This window comes from Phytoactinopolyspora halophila (assembly GCF_003287285.1).
Taxonomy (GTDB): Bacteria; Actinomycetota; Actinomycetes; order Jiangellales; family Jiangellaceae; genus Phytoactinopolyspora_A; species Phytoactinopolyspora_A halophila.
In genome coordinates, this window is record NZ_QMIG01000013.1 from 77,573 (window position 1) to 91,530 (window position 13,958).

General features: G+C 66.9%; 13 protein-coding genes, 1 tRNA gene and 1 pseudogene. 4 read left to right on the forward strand and 11 right to left on the reverse strand.

The window, feature by feature from the left end; translation table 11 throughout:
• Positions 1-44 precede the first annotated feature (44 nt).
• Positions 45-209 (reverse strand): hypothetical protein, encoded by a 165-nt coding sequence (locus tag DPM12_RS23215; protein ID WP_158542882.1) that lies wholly within the window; start codon positions 207-209, stop codon positions 45-47.
• 252 nt (positions 210-461) lie between these two features.
• On the opposite strand from DPM12_RS23215, the gene ku reads away from it, so the two are divergent.
• Positions 462-1,472, forward strand: a complete 1,011-nt coding sequence (gene ku, locus DPM12_RS13025; RefSeq protein WP_112258759.1) for a non-homologous end joining protein Ku — start codon at positions 462-464, stop codon at positions 1,470-1,472.
• A gap of 51 nt (positions 1,473-1,523) precedes the next feature.
• Here the strand turns inward: ku and DPM12_RS13030 are convergent, their stop codons facing one another.
• Positions 1,524-2,411, reverse strand: coding sequence for an NUDIX hydrolase (locus DPM12_RS13030; protein WP_112258760.1), 888 nt, complete (start codon positions 2,409-2,411; stop codon positions 1,524-1,526).
• 95 nt (positions 2,412-2,506) lie between these two features.
• Between DPM12_RS13030 and DPM12_RS13035 the strand changes: the two genes are divergently transcribed.
• The 3 genes from DPM12_RS13035 to DPM12_RS23915 all read left to right on the forward strand — a co-directional run bounded on the left by DPM12_RS13035 (position 2,507) and on the right by DPM12_RS23915 (position 3,622).
• The gene (locus DPM12_RS13035) at positions 2,507-3,019 is read left to right on the forward strand and encodes a pyridoxamine 5'-phosphate oxidase family protein (protein ID WP_112258806.1); all 513 of its coding nucleotides are present in this window, start codon (positions 2,507-2,509) and stop codon (positions 3,017-3,019) included.
• A 170-nt stretch (positions 3,020-3,189) separates the two neighbouring features.
• Positions 3,190-3,274: transfer RNA gene (locus tag DPM12_RS13040), tRNA-Leu, on the forward strand.
• A gap of 144 nt (positions 3,275-3,418) precedes the next feature.
• A complete protein-coding gene (locus tag DPM12_RS23915) occupies positions 3,419-3,622 on the forward strand; it encodes a hypothetical protein (protein WP_245951265.1) in 204 nt (67 codons plus the stop codon).
• A gap of 156 nt (positions 3,623-3,778) precedes the next feature.
• Here the strand turns inward: DPM12_RS23915 and DPM12_RS24300 are convergent.
• The 9 genes and pseudogenes from DPM12_RS24300 to DPM12_RS13085 all read right to left on the reverse strand — a co-directional run.
• Positions 3,779-4,909: pseudogene (locus DPM12_RS24300) on the reverse strand (recombinase family protein); the annotation flags it as partial.
• 249 nt (positions 4,910-5,158) lie between these two features.
• On the reverse strand, positions 5,159-5,806 hold the full coding sequence (locus DPM12_RS13050) for a hypothetical protein (protein WP_211658941.1): 648 nt from the start codon (positions 5,804-5,806) through the stop codon (positions 5,159-5,161).
• A gap of 15 nt (positions 5,807-5,821) precedes the next feature.
• Complete coding sequence (locus DPM12_RS13055) at positions 5,822-6,361, reverse strand: single-stranded DNA-binding protein (RefSeq protein WP_112258761.1); 540 nt, start codon at positions 6,359-6,361, stop codon at positions 5,822-5,824.
• An 81-nt stretch (positions 6,362-6,442) separates the two neighbouring features.
• On the reverse strand, positions 6,443-8,203 hold the full coding sequence (locus DPM12_RS13060) for a type IV secretory system conjugative DNA transfer family protein (RefSeq protein ID WP_112258762.1): 1,761 nt from the start codon (positions 8,201-8,203) through the stop codon (positions 6,443-6,445).
• 53 nt (positions 8,204-8,256) lie between these two features.
• Positions 8,257-8,751, reverse strand: a complete 495-nt coding sequence (locus tag DPM12_RS13065; protein ID WP_123788443.1) for a hypothetical protein — start codon at positions 8,749-8,751, stop codon at positions 8,257-8,259.
• A complete protein-coding gene (locus DPM12_RS13070; RefSeq protein WP_112258764.1) occupies positions 8,748-10,229 on the reverse strand; it encodes a TraC family protein in 1,482 nt (493 codons plus the stop codon). The genes DPM12_RS13065 and DPM12_RS13070 overlap by 4 nt, the downstream gene beginning before the upstream one ends.
• Positions 10,230-10,277: 48 nt before the next feature.
• The gene (locus tag DPM12_RS13075) at positions 10,278-10,721 is read right to left on the reverse strand and encodes a hypothetical protein (RefSeq protein WP_123788444.1); all 444 of its coding nucleotides are present in this window, start codon (positions 10,719-10,721) and stop codon (positions 10,278-10,280) included.
• Positions 10,722-10,750: 29 nt separating this feature from the next.
• Complete coding sequence (locus DPM12_RS13080) at positions 10,751-12,214, reverse strand: SCO6880 family protein (protein ID WP_112258766.1); 1,464 nt, start codon at positions 12,212-12,214, stop codon at positions 10,751-10,753.
• 101 nt (positions 12,215-12,315) lie between these two features.
• On the reverse strand, positions 12,316-13,926 hold the full coding sequence (locus DPM12_RS13085) for a conjugal transfer protein TrbL (protein WP_211658943.1): 1,611 nt from the start codon (positions 13,924-13,926) through the stop codon (positions 12,316-12,318).
• Positions 13,927-13,958 lie beyond the last annotated feature (32 nt).

Genomic DNA, 13,958 nt, shown 5'->3' on the forward strand with positions numbered 1-13,958 from the left:
GGGCAGTGCCGGAGTGAGGCGGCGCCGGAGTGAGGCAGCGCGGATCAGGCGGCGGCGAAGACGAGCGGTGTGTCGATGACCGGTGCGTCACCCGCGAGGATCGCGGCGTCACAGCCACGGCAGACGTACTCGTCGGGCTCGCCGCCGGGAACCGCGTCGAAGACGGTGTCGGTGCGGCATTCCGCGCACCAGCTCATCACCGAGTCCATCCGCGTCTCCTTCCGTTTCTGCTCGCTGTGACCAGGCTGGCACGCGGCGCGGACAGAACCCGGGAGGCGCGCCGGGAAGCGTCGATACCGGATCACGGACGGCACCGATGAATCCGGCGTTCGCCCGTGGTCAACCTCTCGTGAGGTGCCGACGTGAGACAGTGCCAGCCGGCCGGGATCGCCAGATAGTTGGCGCGACCTGTCAATTCGCGGCATCATCGCTGGTACGGACTCGACGAGAGCGGGGATGGCATGCAGACGGTGTGGAAGGGCTCGATCTCGTTTGGCCTGGTGTCCATTCCGGTTCGGCTGGTGTCGGCCACCGAGGAGAAGGACGTCAGCTTCCGCCAGGTGCACGCGGTCGACGGTGGCCGGATCCGATACCGGCGGGTATGCGAGAAGGACGGCGAGGAGGTCGCCTACGCCGACATCGCCAAGGGATACGAACTTCCCGATGGTGAGATGGTCATCCTGACCAGCGACGATCTCGCGGATCTCCCCGTCGCGTCGAGCCGCGCCGTCGAAGTTCTCGGATTCGTGCCGTTCTCGCAGATCGACCCCACCGCGCTGGCTCGTGCCTACTACGTCGAGCCGACCGGCGACGCCAAGCCGTACGTGCTGCTCCGGGACTCGCTGGAGCAGTCCGGCCGCGTCGGCGTCGTGAAGGTGGCGCTGCGCAACCGGGAACGGCTGGCCATCCTGCGGGCACACGAGGGCGTGCTGGTGGTGCAAACGATGCTGTGGCCGGACGAGATCCGCCAGCCCGAGTTCGGCTTCCTGTCGGAGAAGGTCGAGGTCCGGGACCAGGAAATGGCGATGGCCGAGTCCTACATCGAAACACTGTCCGGCGATTTCGAGCCGGAGCAGTACAGCGACGAGTACCGGACGGCGCTGCTGGAGCTCATCGACGCCAAGGCGGAAGGCGGAGGATCGGTGGCCCCGCCGGCCGAAGAGCCCACCGAGGGCAAGGTCGTGGACCTGATGGAAGCGCTACGGCGCAGCGTGGAGCAGGCCAAGGACGACCGCGGCGGGGGACAGCGGGCGAGCGGTGGCGCTGCCGCGACGGAGACCGGCCCGGCCAAGAGCGCGTCGAAGTCCGGCCAGAAGAAGGCGTCGGGTGCGTCCACCGCCAAGAAGGCGCCTGCCAAGAAGGCACCCGCGAAGAAGACGGCCGCGAAGAAGACAGCGAAAGCGGCGAAGAAGTCTTCCGCGGCGAAACAATCCGAGAAGGAGACGGGTGAGAAGGCGCGCAAGTCTGCCTGAGCGGAACGACCGGTCGAGATGCCGGGCTCGCGACCGGTCGAGATGCCCGGCTCACGTGCGAGCCTGCCGGGTGATGAGGCCATGCAGCGTGCGCGGACCGAGCGTCTTCGCGCCATGCGATTCGACCCGCTCGCGCAGGCCCCGATCGGCGGTGGCGACGACGATATGGTCGTCGGGCCGCTGTATGGATGCCTCGGCCACGGCCGCCACGATGGTGTCGTCGCCGTTGACTGCCGCCCGCTCCACGGTGATCGAGCTGGTCGGCTCGTCGTCGATGTCGCGGGCATCACCTTCGACGACGAGGTGCACCTGCGGCCACCAGTACGTGCCGGGTAGGCCGAGCTCCGCACCCGGCAGGGGAGGAGCACCTGCGAGCCGGGTGCGCAGGCGGTGGGCGGCACCGGCACGATCGAGCCACCAGCCGTCCGGGCGCGAGCCGACGACGTTGGCGGCGTCGACGACGAGAACGAGCTGGCGAAACATCTGCTCCCGGATGGACGGCCAGTACGCGGCGAACCCGGGATGCAGCGGCAGCGTGTCGACGTCGGCGGGGACGACCCAGGACACCGCGAGGCTCTCCGCGTCGGCGGCGTACGGCTCGAAGGCGCCGGCACGATCGGCGATGACCGTGGTGTAAGACCAGCTGCCATGGTCCTCAACCCATGCGTGATTCGGCCGGACCAGCTCCGGCGGGATTCCCGCCTCCTCGTGCGCTTCGCGCAACGCGCCGTCGACCGCGGGTTCCCCGGAGGCCCGCGCCCCGCCCGGCACGCCCCACGTGCCGCCATGATGGCTCCACTCGGCCCGGTGCTGCAGCAGTACGCCGTGTTCCGGATCCACGAGGAGGAGACCAGCCGAGCCGTAGAGGCCCCAGTGGCGCTGCCCGCACTCGCACTCCACCCACCCGTCGCCATCAGTGCGGTGTCTGACTGGAGTCATCGCTTCTAGCTTCCCACGAGACGGTGTGACCGATGATTTCGCCCGCACGCGATGGTCTGCCTTTTCGTAGATACGTGTTCTCGAAGGGAGACATGATGAGCGCAGTGACACCCCGGGCCGAGGTCGACACCCGATTCAGCATGCCCGGCGCGACGGCGCCGCCGTGGGAGGACGTGCAGGACATCGTGGAGAACGCGGAGCTGTACTGGATCTCGACGGTGCACCCGGAGGGCCGCCCCCACGTGACCCCTCTGCTGGCCGTGTGGGTCGACGACGCCCTGTACTTCTGCACCGGTCCCGAAGAACGCAAGGCGAAGAACCTCGCCCTCAACCCGGAGTGCGTGCTCACGACCGGACGGAACGAGCTGAATGACGGGATCGACGTCGTCGTCGAGGGCTCGGCGGTACGGGTCGACGACGACGCGAAGCTACAGCGGCTGGCAGTCACGTACGAGGCCAAGTACGGGCCGGGGTGGCGCTTCGAGGCCCGCGACGGGCTGTTCCACCATTCCAGCGGTGCGGGACACGCGCTAGTGTTCGAGGTGGCGCCGGTGACCGTGTTCGGATTCCGCAAGGGGGAATACAGCCAGACCAAATACCGGTTCTGATCCCCCGTCGTTGTCGCTGCGCGAAGTGTCTACAATGGACAACGGCGCGCGGTGCCGTAAGGGAGCGTTCTTGCCCTGTGGCACCGGAGTCGATGGGCTGGTGGTTGGACAGAGTGCCACGCGAGTTTGGTACAGTTGCTCGGCCGCCGGCGCACGAGCGCCGACACTTTGTCCGGGTGGCGGAATAGGCAGACGCGCTAGCTTGAGGTGCTAGTCCCCGTCAAGGGGGTGGGGGTTCAAGTCCCCCCTCGGACACGCCCATGCCACACGCGCCAGGTCAACTTCTACGTTGACCTGGCGTGGGTCGGCGTTATACGTGAGCTTGAGACCCAGCGACGGGTAGAGTTCGGCTCGTTCTTCAGGTGTGGCTTCGGCCAATGCCGATGTGATTCCGCCCACGTGGGCGATGAGTTCTTCGATCTCTTGATCCGCGGCGGTCCTCTTCTGGGTGGCGCGCCGGAGCTCTTCTTTGAGGTGATCGCGTTCATGGGTGCGCTGGGCGAGCTTCTCGGTGAGGAGGGCCATGTCGCCGGAGGCCTCTTCGATGGCATCAACGAGGTTGCGGATCTTGCGTTCTCGGTCTGCGATCTGTTTGCGAAGTGATGCGATATGGGCGTCGTGGGTCGCGCTCGGTTCTTGTGCCGCGTGGAGCCATTCTGGGCTGGCAAGCGTAGCGAGCCACGGATCGAGCTTGGAGATGATCTCGTCTTCGCGGACGTACAGGCTGGACGGGTGGCCCGTCATGTCTGGTGTGATCGACCGTCGTCTTCCGGGAATGCACCGGTACATCTTCCAGCCACGACCGTTGGCATGGCGTGATTTGTGGTAGCCCGCCTGCATCCGTAGACCGCACTGACCGCAGAACAGCAGGCCCGAGAGCGCGTAAGAACGCTTGGCCGGCATTGCTCTTGTGGTGCCCGGTTTGCTTCTACTGGCGATTCGAGTCTGCACGGCGGTGAAGAGATCGTCATCAACGAGTGGTTCGTGAGACTTGTGGTCGGGCATGCTCCAGCTGTCGCGGCGCCGCCAGCGCATCTTCGTCTGGTAGCCCGCAGCGACGTCGTCGGGGTCGACGAGTGCTTCGAACTTTTCCTGCTTGCCCCAGACCCGAACACCGGTGTAGACGGGGTTGACCAGAATGGCGCGGACGGCGGAGTGTGCCCAGCCTCTCTGGTCCCGGTGCGGGTTGCGTCGTGGGTCGTGCTGCGAAGGGGAGGGATGACCGACATCGGTGAGGTGCTGCGCGATGGCACGCAACCCCATGCCGCTGCGGTACATCGTGAAGATCTCCTTGACCACGGTGGCGGTCACTGGGTCTGGTTCCAGCCGTCGCAGTCGTTGCCCTAGGGCGGCTTTGGCGGGGTTGGGATGCTCGCCGGCGTCAACGAGTTGGTAGCCGTAGGGTGGCCGGCCGGCGAGGTGTCGATCGGTGGTTTCGGCGAGGTTGGCCATGGCGTCTTTGACGCGTTTTTGGATGCGCATCCGTTCGCCCTTGGACATTCCACCGAACAGAGCCATCACCAGGTCGTGTCCTTCGCTGCCGGGGTCGATGCGACCGCCGACCTCCGGCACCCAGAGACTGACTCCGTGGTGCGTGAGCACGGGGAATGTCAGCGCGAACTGTGCGCCGTAGAAGGCGCGTTGCGGTTCGCCGATCACGAGTTCGGTGAACGGTCGAGCCGGGTTGGTGATGTCGTCGAGTAACCGTGACGCCTCGGCGCGTCGTTTCCACGGCAACGAACGTGATTGGCCGATATCGAAGTACTCGGCGACTATCTCGCCGCCGTGGGGGTCGATGAGCTGTTGTGCGCGTCGGACTTGCCAACCACGGCTGGACTCTGGGTCTTGGGCGTCTTCGGTTGAGCATCGGCCGTAGAAGGCGAATCGCATCCTCGCTCCACGGTGAGACCTGTTGTGTTTCCGTCCCGTCTGGCTGCCTGCCGGGCGCGGACGTTTCTGAGTATCTTCAGTATGATCCTGGCCGCTTCGGCTGGTGGTTTCCAGTCGGGCGGCGTGTCGACAACAAGTTTTGGTGGTTCATGGAGCGTTGTCCGAGTTGTATGTTGGCCGACCATGGGAATCACGCCGTTTCAGGTTCCCGCGGCCGCCCCTCATGGGCGCTGGGCGACCGGTATCTGTTCACGGCTCCGCGATGTCACCGTGAAGGAAGGCCGCTGCGCTGGCTCGGCGGCTGAGGTCTTCGTTGACGAACTGGGCGAAGTCTTGCTCCCGGTTGGTGATGCGTGTTTCGGCTGGTTCGTCAGGTGAGGGTTCGCCGGGCCAGGTGGTTTGGCGGGTTGGCCGGTCGCGGTCGAGGCGGGTGCCGGAGATGGTGACCCATTCGCGGAGGCGTTCGCGGGCGGCGCGAAAGTCGACCATCCAGGCCAGTGGTGCGGCGGGGTCTTGGTGGGGGTCGTAGGCGCCGAGCCATTTGAGGTGCAGGGCGGAGAGTTCCCAGACGAGTTCGGGGTGGCGGTGCCAGTAGGGCGGGATGATCGAGGCGGGGAGGCCGAATTCGCGGCGGAGCCAGTTGACCCAGTCGTTGAGGGCGTGCCATTCGGTTTCGGCTTCGTCGGCGGTGAGGGTGCGCCAGTTCACGGGGTGCAGTGGTAGGCCGTAGGCGTCGTGGAATAGTGCGTCGACCTCGTCGTCGATGTCGGCGTCGTGGCTGGTGGGGTTGAGCGGTTCGGCGGTGACCATGTCGGGTTCGTCCATGTCGGGCACGAAGTCCAGGGACGCGTCGTGTGCGTGGTCGTCTGTGCGGTCGGGCGTGTTGAAGTCGCGCATCGTGGTGTCTCCTGCTCAGCGGGTCACGGCTGGTGGGCTGGGCGGTGGTGGAGGGCTGACGGGTTCGGCCGCGTTCGTTCGCGTCGTGTTGTTCCGCGTGACATCGGCGTCGCGAGGTGTCGATGCGGGCGACGCGGGTGCCGCGGCCCCACGCGCGCCGTCGGGTCCTGTTCGGCCGCTGTCTCGTTCACGGGCAGGGGCCTTGCGCTGGACCTCATACGTGGTGGTGTTCGGGTCGTGGACGAGACGTTTGGCGACGAACTGTTCGTCGGTGCGTTCTTCTCCGTCCACGTTGCGGGTGTATTGGCGGACGTAGCCTTGGGCGACGATGTCGTCGCCGCGGCGGAAGCGTTCGTATGAGCGTTCTGCGCCTTGGCCGAATTGGACGAGGTTGTGGTAGGTGGGGTCGAGTTTGCGGAATGTGCCGTCGTCGTGGCGTTCGAAGTGGTTGATGCCGATGCGCACGTACAGGCGGGCTTGGCCGTCGTCGTTGAAGCTGAGTCGGGGTTCGGCGGCGACGAAACCGTTGATCGCTTGGGTTGTCTTGATAGCCACGGCTACCTCCTGACCGATAAATGACCGGGCGACCCGGCAGGGCCGGGTGTACCGGTCAGGTGCGTCGCGTGGCCGCGCGTTCTAGGCGGCGTCGCGCAGTCGCCGTTCGAGGTTCTCGCGGTCTTTAGCGAGATGGTCGGCGTCTTCCCGCTTTGTCCATGGGCGCAGGGTGGTGATGATCGGCCGTGCGGTACGCAGGAGGGTGACGCCGGTGCCGAAGGGCAGGGTGCGCAGCACGTCCGGGGGCATGACCGGGACCCGGCGGACTGAGCGTTGGGTTGATCGTGCGCCGTGGTGGTCGATGGTGGTGGAGTCGGTGGTCTCGTCGCGTTCGCCGATGAGGGTGCAGAGGTCTTGCAGGTCGCGGCTGTTGGACGCCCCGCCGAGGACGATTTTGACGATGGCGGCGTCCCAGATGGCGTTCGCGGCGTTGTCGCCCCATTTCTCGCGGGCCTGGGCCAGTGATTGCAGGACCGGCAGGGTGGTGATGCCGGTACCGCCCCCTTCGGCCATCAGGGTCGGCAGGGACGGCAGCGGTGCGAGGTTGCCGATCTCGTCCAGGGCGAGCAGTAGCGGTGGATCGAGCCGGGTGCCGGGGGAGCGGGCGGCGAGTGTGCGTGCGGTTTCGACGAGGTCTTCGATCAGGGCGGCGACCAGGCTAGCTGAGGCGCCGGCTCCGGCGCCGGTGGCGAGCAGGTAGAGGGTGCCGTTGTCGCGCAGGAACGTTTCGGGGTCGAACACCTCACCGGCGCGTGGTGTGACGGCGTTGAGGACGCGGGGATCGGCCAGGGCGGCGAAGGCGAGGGAGACGCCGTGCCAGATTGAGTCGCGGGTTTTGGGGTCGGCTTGCAGCATCGCTTCCAGTGAATCGGCCCAGCCGGTGGCGGCGCGTGGATTCGACTGCAGGATGCGCACCGCGTCGCCGGCGATCGTGGGGTTGAGCGCCCATTGGTACAAGCTGGCGGCGTCGCGGCCGTCGAGGGCGGCGGCGTGCAGGAGCGCTTGGATGGCGGTAGTGGTTTTGCCTTGCCAGAAGTCGCCTCCGGTGACGCTGGAGTAGTTGGTAGATGAGGCCAGCCCGGTGGCTCGGATCATGGCGGTGAGCGGGTTGTCGCAGCCGCGGACGGGGGACCAGCGCAGCCCGGCGGGAACGCCGGGCGCGAGCTGCTGGGGGTCGAACACCGCCACCGGGCCGTGGCGCTGACGCGCGGCGAGGGTTGCGGTGAGGTTGTCCGGCCGGGTCGAGGTCGTGATGACCGGGCCGGGCGCGTCGAGGATCGCGTTGATCACCAGATGCAGCCCTTTGCCGGAACGTGGGGGGCCGATGAGCAGGATCGAGTCTTCGACCGTGGCCCACACGGGTCGGCCGTGGGCCGTGCCGAGCAGGTAGCCGACATCGGCAGGTTCCGGTCTGGTCAGCGACGGCCGCAGCGTCCCCGCTCGTTTCAGCAGTACCCGGGCCGAGGCGGCCCGGGCGACGTCGGCGCGGCTGGCTGTGCCCACGAGCCGGTGTGGGTCGGTGACCTTGCCCTGGTGCCTGGTCTGCGCGGCACGCCATACCACGACCGCTGCGGCCGTCAGGATAGTGAGGATGGCGGCGACGACGGCCCAGTAGACGACCGAGTTGAGGTCCGGTGTGCCGAGCGCTGTTCCGACGTCGAGAGGACGGGTCAGCACGCTGAGACTGCTCGTGAGGCTCGTGGCCGGTTGTGGTTTCCCGGTGAGCACGGCCGTGATATCGCCAGCGCTCCTGAGCACGGCTGCTAACCCGGCGCTCGCGGCGAGCAGGGCGAGGCCGACGGTGGCTGCTTGGTGGTCGTGAGGACTGGGAGATCGGGTCACACCGGTCAGGTGCGCGCTGCCCGCCGGATGGTAGCGGCCCTACTCGGAGGGCGTTACTCGGGCGAGCGGTTCACGATGGTGGTTCCGGATACGGATCCGACGACGATCGTGGAGTCGGTCGGCTGAGGGCTGATCCGGAGTTCGAGGACGCCGTCGTCGTTGGCATGCTCGATACGCTCCACGGTCGCGATGAGTACCTCCTCGCCGGGAATGAATCCGCAGTGGCGGGCATCGGAGCCATCCTCACCATCACCGTGGCCGGAAGACTCAAGCTCGCGGAGATCGGGCAGAGGCGGGTAGACGATGTCGGCGTAGATGCCGCCGTCGGCGTCGTGTACCTCGACCCGGACTGCGGTCCCGGCTCGCTCGACCACTGATGCCACAGCGCGGCCGAGCTCAGCACCGGGGACAGGGTCGTCGGAGACCGGCTGGCCGTTCAACGTGACCGTGTACCCCTCCGACGCAGCGGCTGGCTGAACGATCAGTTGTGGCAGGATGACCGGCACGCCCGCCACATCTACCGGGTCGGCCCGCTGTTGGTGTCTCACCGCGCGACCATTCTCGAGGTGGTGTCGAACGTCGCGAGTTCGTCGGGGTGCAGTTGGTGCTGGATCACGAATGATCGTTCTTTGATTCTCCAGAGGCCTTGCCCGGTGCCGAGTGTCGGGAGCAGTTTCTGTTCGGTGCGGGTGAGACCGAGCGCGGTGGCGGTGGCGCCGAGCTGGTCGGCTTCCTGCCGGTAGATGATCCGTGTTTCGGCGTTGGCCAGTAGGGAGGACGCCAGCGCTCGTGCGGCGGTGCCAGCGTCGCCAACGTTGTCCAGGTCGGTGAGCTTGTGGAAGATCAACAGGTTGGCGATGCCGTAGTGCCGCGCCAACCTCCAGTGGGCGTCCATGCGGCGCAGCAGGGCCGGGTGCATCATGAGCCGCCACGCTTCGTCGTACACGACCCAGCGTTGTCCTCCGTGCGGGTCGAGCAGCGCTGATTCCATCCAGGCCGATGCGCAGGTCATCAGCACGGAGACCAGGGTGGAGTTCTCCACGACCCGGGAGAGGTCGAGGGTGATCATCGGTGCTGTCGGATCGAAGGTGACGGTTGATGGGCCGTCGAACAGGCCGGCGAGGTCACCGGCGACGAGACGGCGCAACGCGTGTCCGACGATGCGTCCGTCGTCGGCGAGACTGGCGTCGGTGCCATGGTCGGGGTTGAGGATGCGGTCAACGACCATAGGCAGAATCGGCACCTCGGCGGCGGCCAGTGTGGATGTGAGGGCGGTGTCGATGGCGGTGTGTTCGAGCGGGCTGAGTGGCCGTTCGAGGACGGTTTCGGCGAGGGCGCCGATGAGGGAGCGGCGTCTAGAGGCCACGATGGTGGCCCATTCGGTGCCGGACAGACCGGACGGGCGGTGTCCCTCGTCCAGCGGGTTGAGCCGGTTGGGTAGGCCGTGTCCGAGGACGATGGCGTGCCCGCCGACAGCGTGGGCGATGGCGGTGTGTTCACCTTTCGGGTCGCCTGGGATGTAGACGCGGCGGCCGAACCCGAGCGAGCGGGTGTACAAGCTCTTGGCGAGCGATGACTTGCCAGACCCTACGATGCCGGCCAGTACCACGTTCGGTGCGGTGATCACGCCGTGCTCGTAGAGCACCCACGGGTCGTAGACGAAGGAGCTGCCGGAGAAGAGATCCTGGCCGACGAAGACGCCTTCGCTGCCCAGGCCTCCTTCGGCGAGGAACGGGTAGGCACCTGACAACGTGGCTGAGGTGTCCTGATGCAGCGGAATCCGCAACCGCCGGTACGTCCGCAAGGCTGCCGGGCCTGACTCCCCGCTCGGAGGAAGGAGAGGGGTGTTGCGTTTTTCGGCCCGCTCGGCGTCGACGAGGGCTTTCGCTTCAGCCCGGCGTGCGGCGGCTGCGTCGGCGTGGATCTGTGAGGCCGCGCGTCGGCGTGCCCTTCGGTAGCGGCGTCGCTCCTTGGCGGGCCCGATGAGCACGGTGGCGTGGACCTTCTTCTCCGGACTCTGCGGCATGGCCAAACCTTCCTTCCCGGCGACCTGGAGGGGGTGCAACGTTGGTATTTAGCGCTCCATACCGTCGCGCTCCGCTGGGTTCAATGGGTTGGCCGTGGCAGCGGGAGTGGCCGACGAGACGTGACGGCTTCGGGACGCCGATGCCGTCCGGTCCCAGGCGATGCCGCTGTTGCGGTTGTGTGCGTGATCGACCTCACCGCAGGCGAATCCGACGAACGAGGCGGCGTCGCGCAGATGGGCGGCGGCTGCTTGCGCGTTGCGGTGCCCGGCTATCCGGTCTCCGTCATCGGTAGCGGCGTGTCCGGCGTGCCGCTCATGCCACGCGGCGAGCTGCTCAAGTGACTGTTGCAGGGATCGCAGACCGGCAGCGAGAGCGCCGAGTATGTCGTAGCTCGCATCCGGATCAGTGAGTGTGCGGCTGGCGTGGGCAAGGCCACGCAACGCGTGTGCGGCTTCCGCAGCGTCGGTTTTCGGATCATTGAATGTCGCCATCACGAACCCTTTCGGCATGGGAGGGATGCTCAGATGCCTCGGCAAAGAGGCAGGCCGGCCGCTGTGAAAGCCTGTGCTTGCTGGCCGACGAGGCGGCGGGTTTCGCAGGAGGCTTGGATGGCGGCCTGTTCGATTTCGGCGACGGCAGCGTCGAGTTCGTCGGGGGTGGCCGCTGAGACGGCGATCAGGCCGGTGTAGCGTACAACGCCGTGCCCGGCGGTGAGGTCGGCCTCCTGCTGCAGCACGTCGTGATATTCGGCGGTCTGGTGGGCGTCTTCGATCTGGCCGAGTTTGGCGCGTTGGGCGGCATCGGAGATGTGCTCGGTCTTTCGTCGCCGGATGTCGCGGGCGGCCTGATCGGCGGGGACGGGGTGGCACAGCAGCGAAAACGAGCGCCGAACGCCAGACGTGAGCAACACTGGGGAGAGGAACCCCGGGTAGACCTGCGAGCGGGGCCATTCAGATACCCACAAGACCGCATGCACCGCGCTGTCCGAGCGCAGGCTGTCCCACGATTCCTCGACCGCCACTGGGCCGGCGGTGGCCAGGTCGTGGCCAAGGTCTCCGGCACGTTCCAGCGTTGCTGCGATGCTCGGGTCGTAGGCGGAGCGCAACGCGATCGCGAGGTCACCGGGCGTATACCAGGCCGATGGTTTCAGGTCTGCCGACCGGAGCGCGGTGGTGAACGTGTTCATCTCTTGACGCAGGATGTGTGCGGCGCCGCGTATCCCGCCGCCGGCGGTGCGGATGGCGCGGGCGGCGGCTTTCATGTCCAGGGCGAGCGAGATCGTGGTGGCGTGGCGTTCACCGGCCGGCCCGGCTCGTTCGATCAGCTGCTGGTAGGTGGTGGATACCCACGAGTCGTCGCTCACGCCGTGACGTGACCACCACTGTGCCAGGCCTGTGCCGGAGTCCGGCAGTGTGCGCTCCAGCACCTGGATGCGAGCGATCCGTCCGGACCGGCAGCAGGTGGCGAGCACGCGGCCCCACCCGGTCACCCGGCGTTGCTGCTCACCAGGGTCGAGCAGCACAAACGAGGGGTGAGACACGTGCAGGATCGCGGTCAGCGTCCGCTGATGCGGGTCGTGGATCATTACCGTGTCGGTTTCCGGATCGTGGTATTCCCGCAGTGCGGCGGCGTCCCCGGGCAGCGCGAGCGTGCCAGCGGGGCGGGGTTTGACGATCCTGCGGCGATACACCAGCTGCCGGGCAAGAACGCGTAGCAGCCAGTGCGTGAGGAGTGGAATCCACTCGACAATCTTCCGCCCACCGACAGGCGTCCAGGTGACCACCAATGCTGAGAGCCAGATGGGGGAGACCCAGAGCAGTCCTGCACCGCCTGCCACGTACAACCCAGCCACGGCGACGGTGGCCGTGAGCGCCACCGAGATGACCTGCGAGACGGATAGCCCGAGGATCAGACCGCGGCGGGTCAGGCGGGAGAACTTCACCGGGGCAAGCTCGGCGTCGTTCCGGTTGGAGTCGTTGGACATGGACTGCCCTTCGAGGTTCGAACGGAGGTGCCTTGCACCAGATAGGTAGGCAATAGCGCCCGGTCTCCCGGACTGACCCAAGTGGTCTTCGTACACGCGTCCTACGTGCTGTTGTCATCCGGCGTGCTCGAAGGCTTCACCGGCGTGGCGTCCTCTTTGACCGGTGCTGTTGGCTGCGGCGGCGCCGACGCAGGGGGCGGACTCTCGCCTTCCACCACCGGTGCCGAGTCGGGCCGGCTGCTGACGTCAGGGCTTGCTTGTCCGGGGCGCACCGGTTCTGGCCCGGATGGCGAGGACGGTCCGGCTGGATCCTGCTTGGTCGTCGCCTCGTTGCTGTGTGGGCGGTCCGCCTGCTGGGACGCGTCGATGTGTGTATCCGCAGCGGAACCGGCCTTCGAGCCAGCCTCGTGTCCGGCCTCAGCCGCCTGGGCCCCACCGGCGACGGCAGGCGCGGCCCCTCCCGCGGCCGCCGCAGCTCCGGAAGCCTTCACCGCACCCGCGCTGCTGCCCATGGGCGTCTTCTCGCCCGCCGCGTCACTCGCATCCGGTGAACGTTCGTGCCCGGTGTCTGTCGGACGGGATTGCCGGCTCTGTGTCGGCGGGTCGGCGTCGGCCGTGGGCGTTGGGCCGCTATCGCTATCGCCGCCTGCGCCGTCGGCAGCTGGCGAGATCGGCTGAGTCCGCGTCTGTGCGGGTGTGGCCGTTCCTTCGCCACTGCCGCTGGACTTGTGGCCACCGCCGGTGTCGCTCAGGACCTTCGTCGCCGCGTCGGTGTTAGGCATGGCAGAGACTGGCACGGGCCGGTTGAGGGCGCTCTTGGCTTCCTGTTCTGTGGACATGGCGTGGTGCATGTCGAAACCGACGAAGCTGATGAACTTGTACGTCATGTACGGCGCGAACGCAGCCACGAACATCAACACGACACCCGCGATCGGATCAGCTATCGAGGCAAGATCGATATCTATGGGAGCCGACACCTGATTGATGGCGACGAGGAACACGACCACGATCACCAGCTTGGAGAAGATCAACGCGAGTACGAAGGCTGCCCACTTGCCGAACCAGCCTTTGGTGGCGTCCCACGATTGCCCTGACAACGCGATCGGGGCGAGCACGATGGCCACCAGCAGCAGTGCCTTACGAATCAGCAGCGAGAACCACACGATCGCGGCGGCTGAGATGGCGAGCCCGGCGAGGAAGATCGTGATGATCGCACCGACACCAGGCATAGCTATGTTGATGGCAGTCAGCCCGGCCGCGAGGGCGGCGATGCGGTCGCCCATCTCCTGCATGCTCGTGCCGGTCGCCTGCACGATACCGACGCACAGCTGGTCCACGATCTCCAGCAGCATCGCGGTGATCGTGATGACCAGGAACGAGCCAAGCACGGATTTCGCGAGCCCCAGGCCGGCGCGTTGTAGGGCCGATGGGTCTCGCCGGATCGTCCCTGTAATCAGTTGCAGGCAGAAGAAGATCAGCATGAGGAACACGGCGACGCCGAACAGGATGTTGTAGACCGCGACATACCCGCTGGAGGTCACGTCGACGAGCGTCGTGGTGTCGAAGATCGTCCAGACGCCTTCGAACATCCATGCGGCTGCGTGGCCGATCGCGTCGGCGAGCCAGTCGAATGGCGCCGATACGAGCGTGGCGGCTGCCTCACCGGCGACGTTGCACACCGTCGAGATCACCGGCACGTCACAGACACTCATCACATGTCTCCTAGAGCTACGGCTTCAGGCGG

Bases quoted from the DNA above. Each gene is read 5' to 3' on its own strand.
- DPM12_RS23215 (WP_158542882.1), bottom strand. From the start codon at position 209: ATGGACTCGGTGATGAGCTGGTGCGCGGAATGCCGCACCGACACCGTC.
- DPM12_RS13075 (WP_123788444.1), bottom strand. From the start codon at position 10,721: ATGGCGACATTCAATGATCCGAAAACCGACGCTGCGGAAGCCGCACAC.
- ku (WP_112258759.1), top strand. From the start codon at position 462: ATGCAGACGGTGTGGAAGGGCTCGATCTCGTTTGGCCTGGTGTCCATT.
- DPM12_RS13085 (WP_211658943.1), bottom strand. From the start codon at position 13,926: ATGAGTGTCTGTGACGTGCCGGTGATCTCGACGGTGTGCAACGTCGCC.
- DPM12_RS13050 (WP_211658941.1), bottom strand. From the start codon at position 5,806: ATGCGCGACTTCAACACGCCCGACCGCACAGACGACCACGCACACGAC.
- DPM12_RS13080 (WP_112258766.1), bottom strand. From the start codon at position 12,214: ATGTCCAACGACTCCAACCGGAACGACGCCGAGCTTGCCCCGGTGAAG.
- DPM12_RS13070 (WP_112258764.1), bottom strand. From the start codon at position 10,229: ATGCCGCAGAGTCCGGAGAAGAAGGTCCACGCCACCGTGCTCATCGGG.
- DPM12_RS13030 (WP_112258760.1), bottom strand. From the start codon at position 2,411: ATGACTCCAGTCAGACACCGCACTGATGGCGACGGGTGGGTGGAGTGC.
- DPM12_RS13035 (WP_112258806.1), top strand. From the start codon at position 2,507: ATGAGCGCAGTGACACCCCGGGCCGAGGTCGACACCCGATTCAGCATG.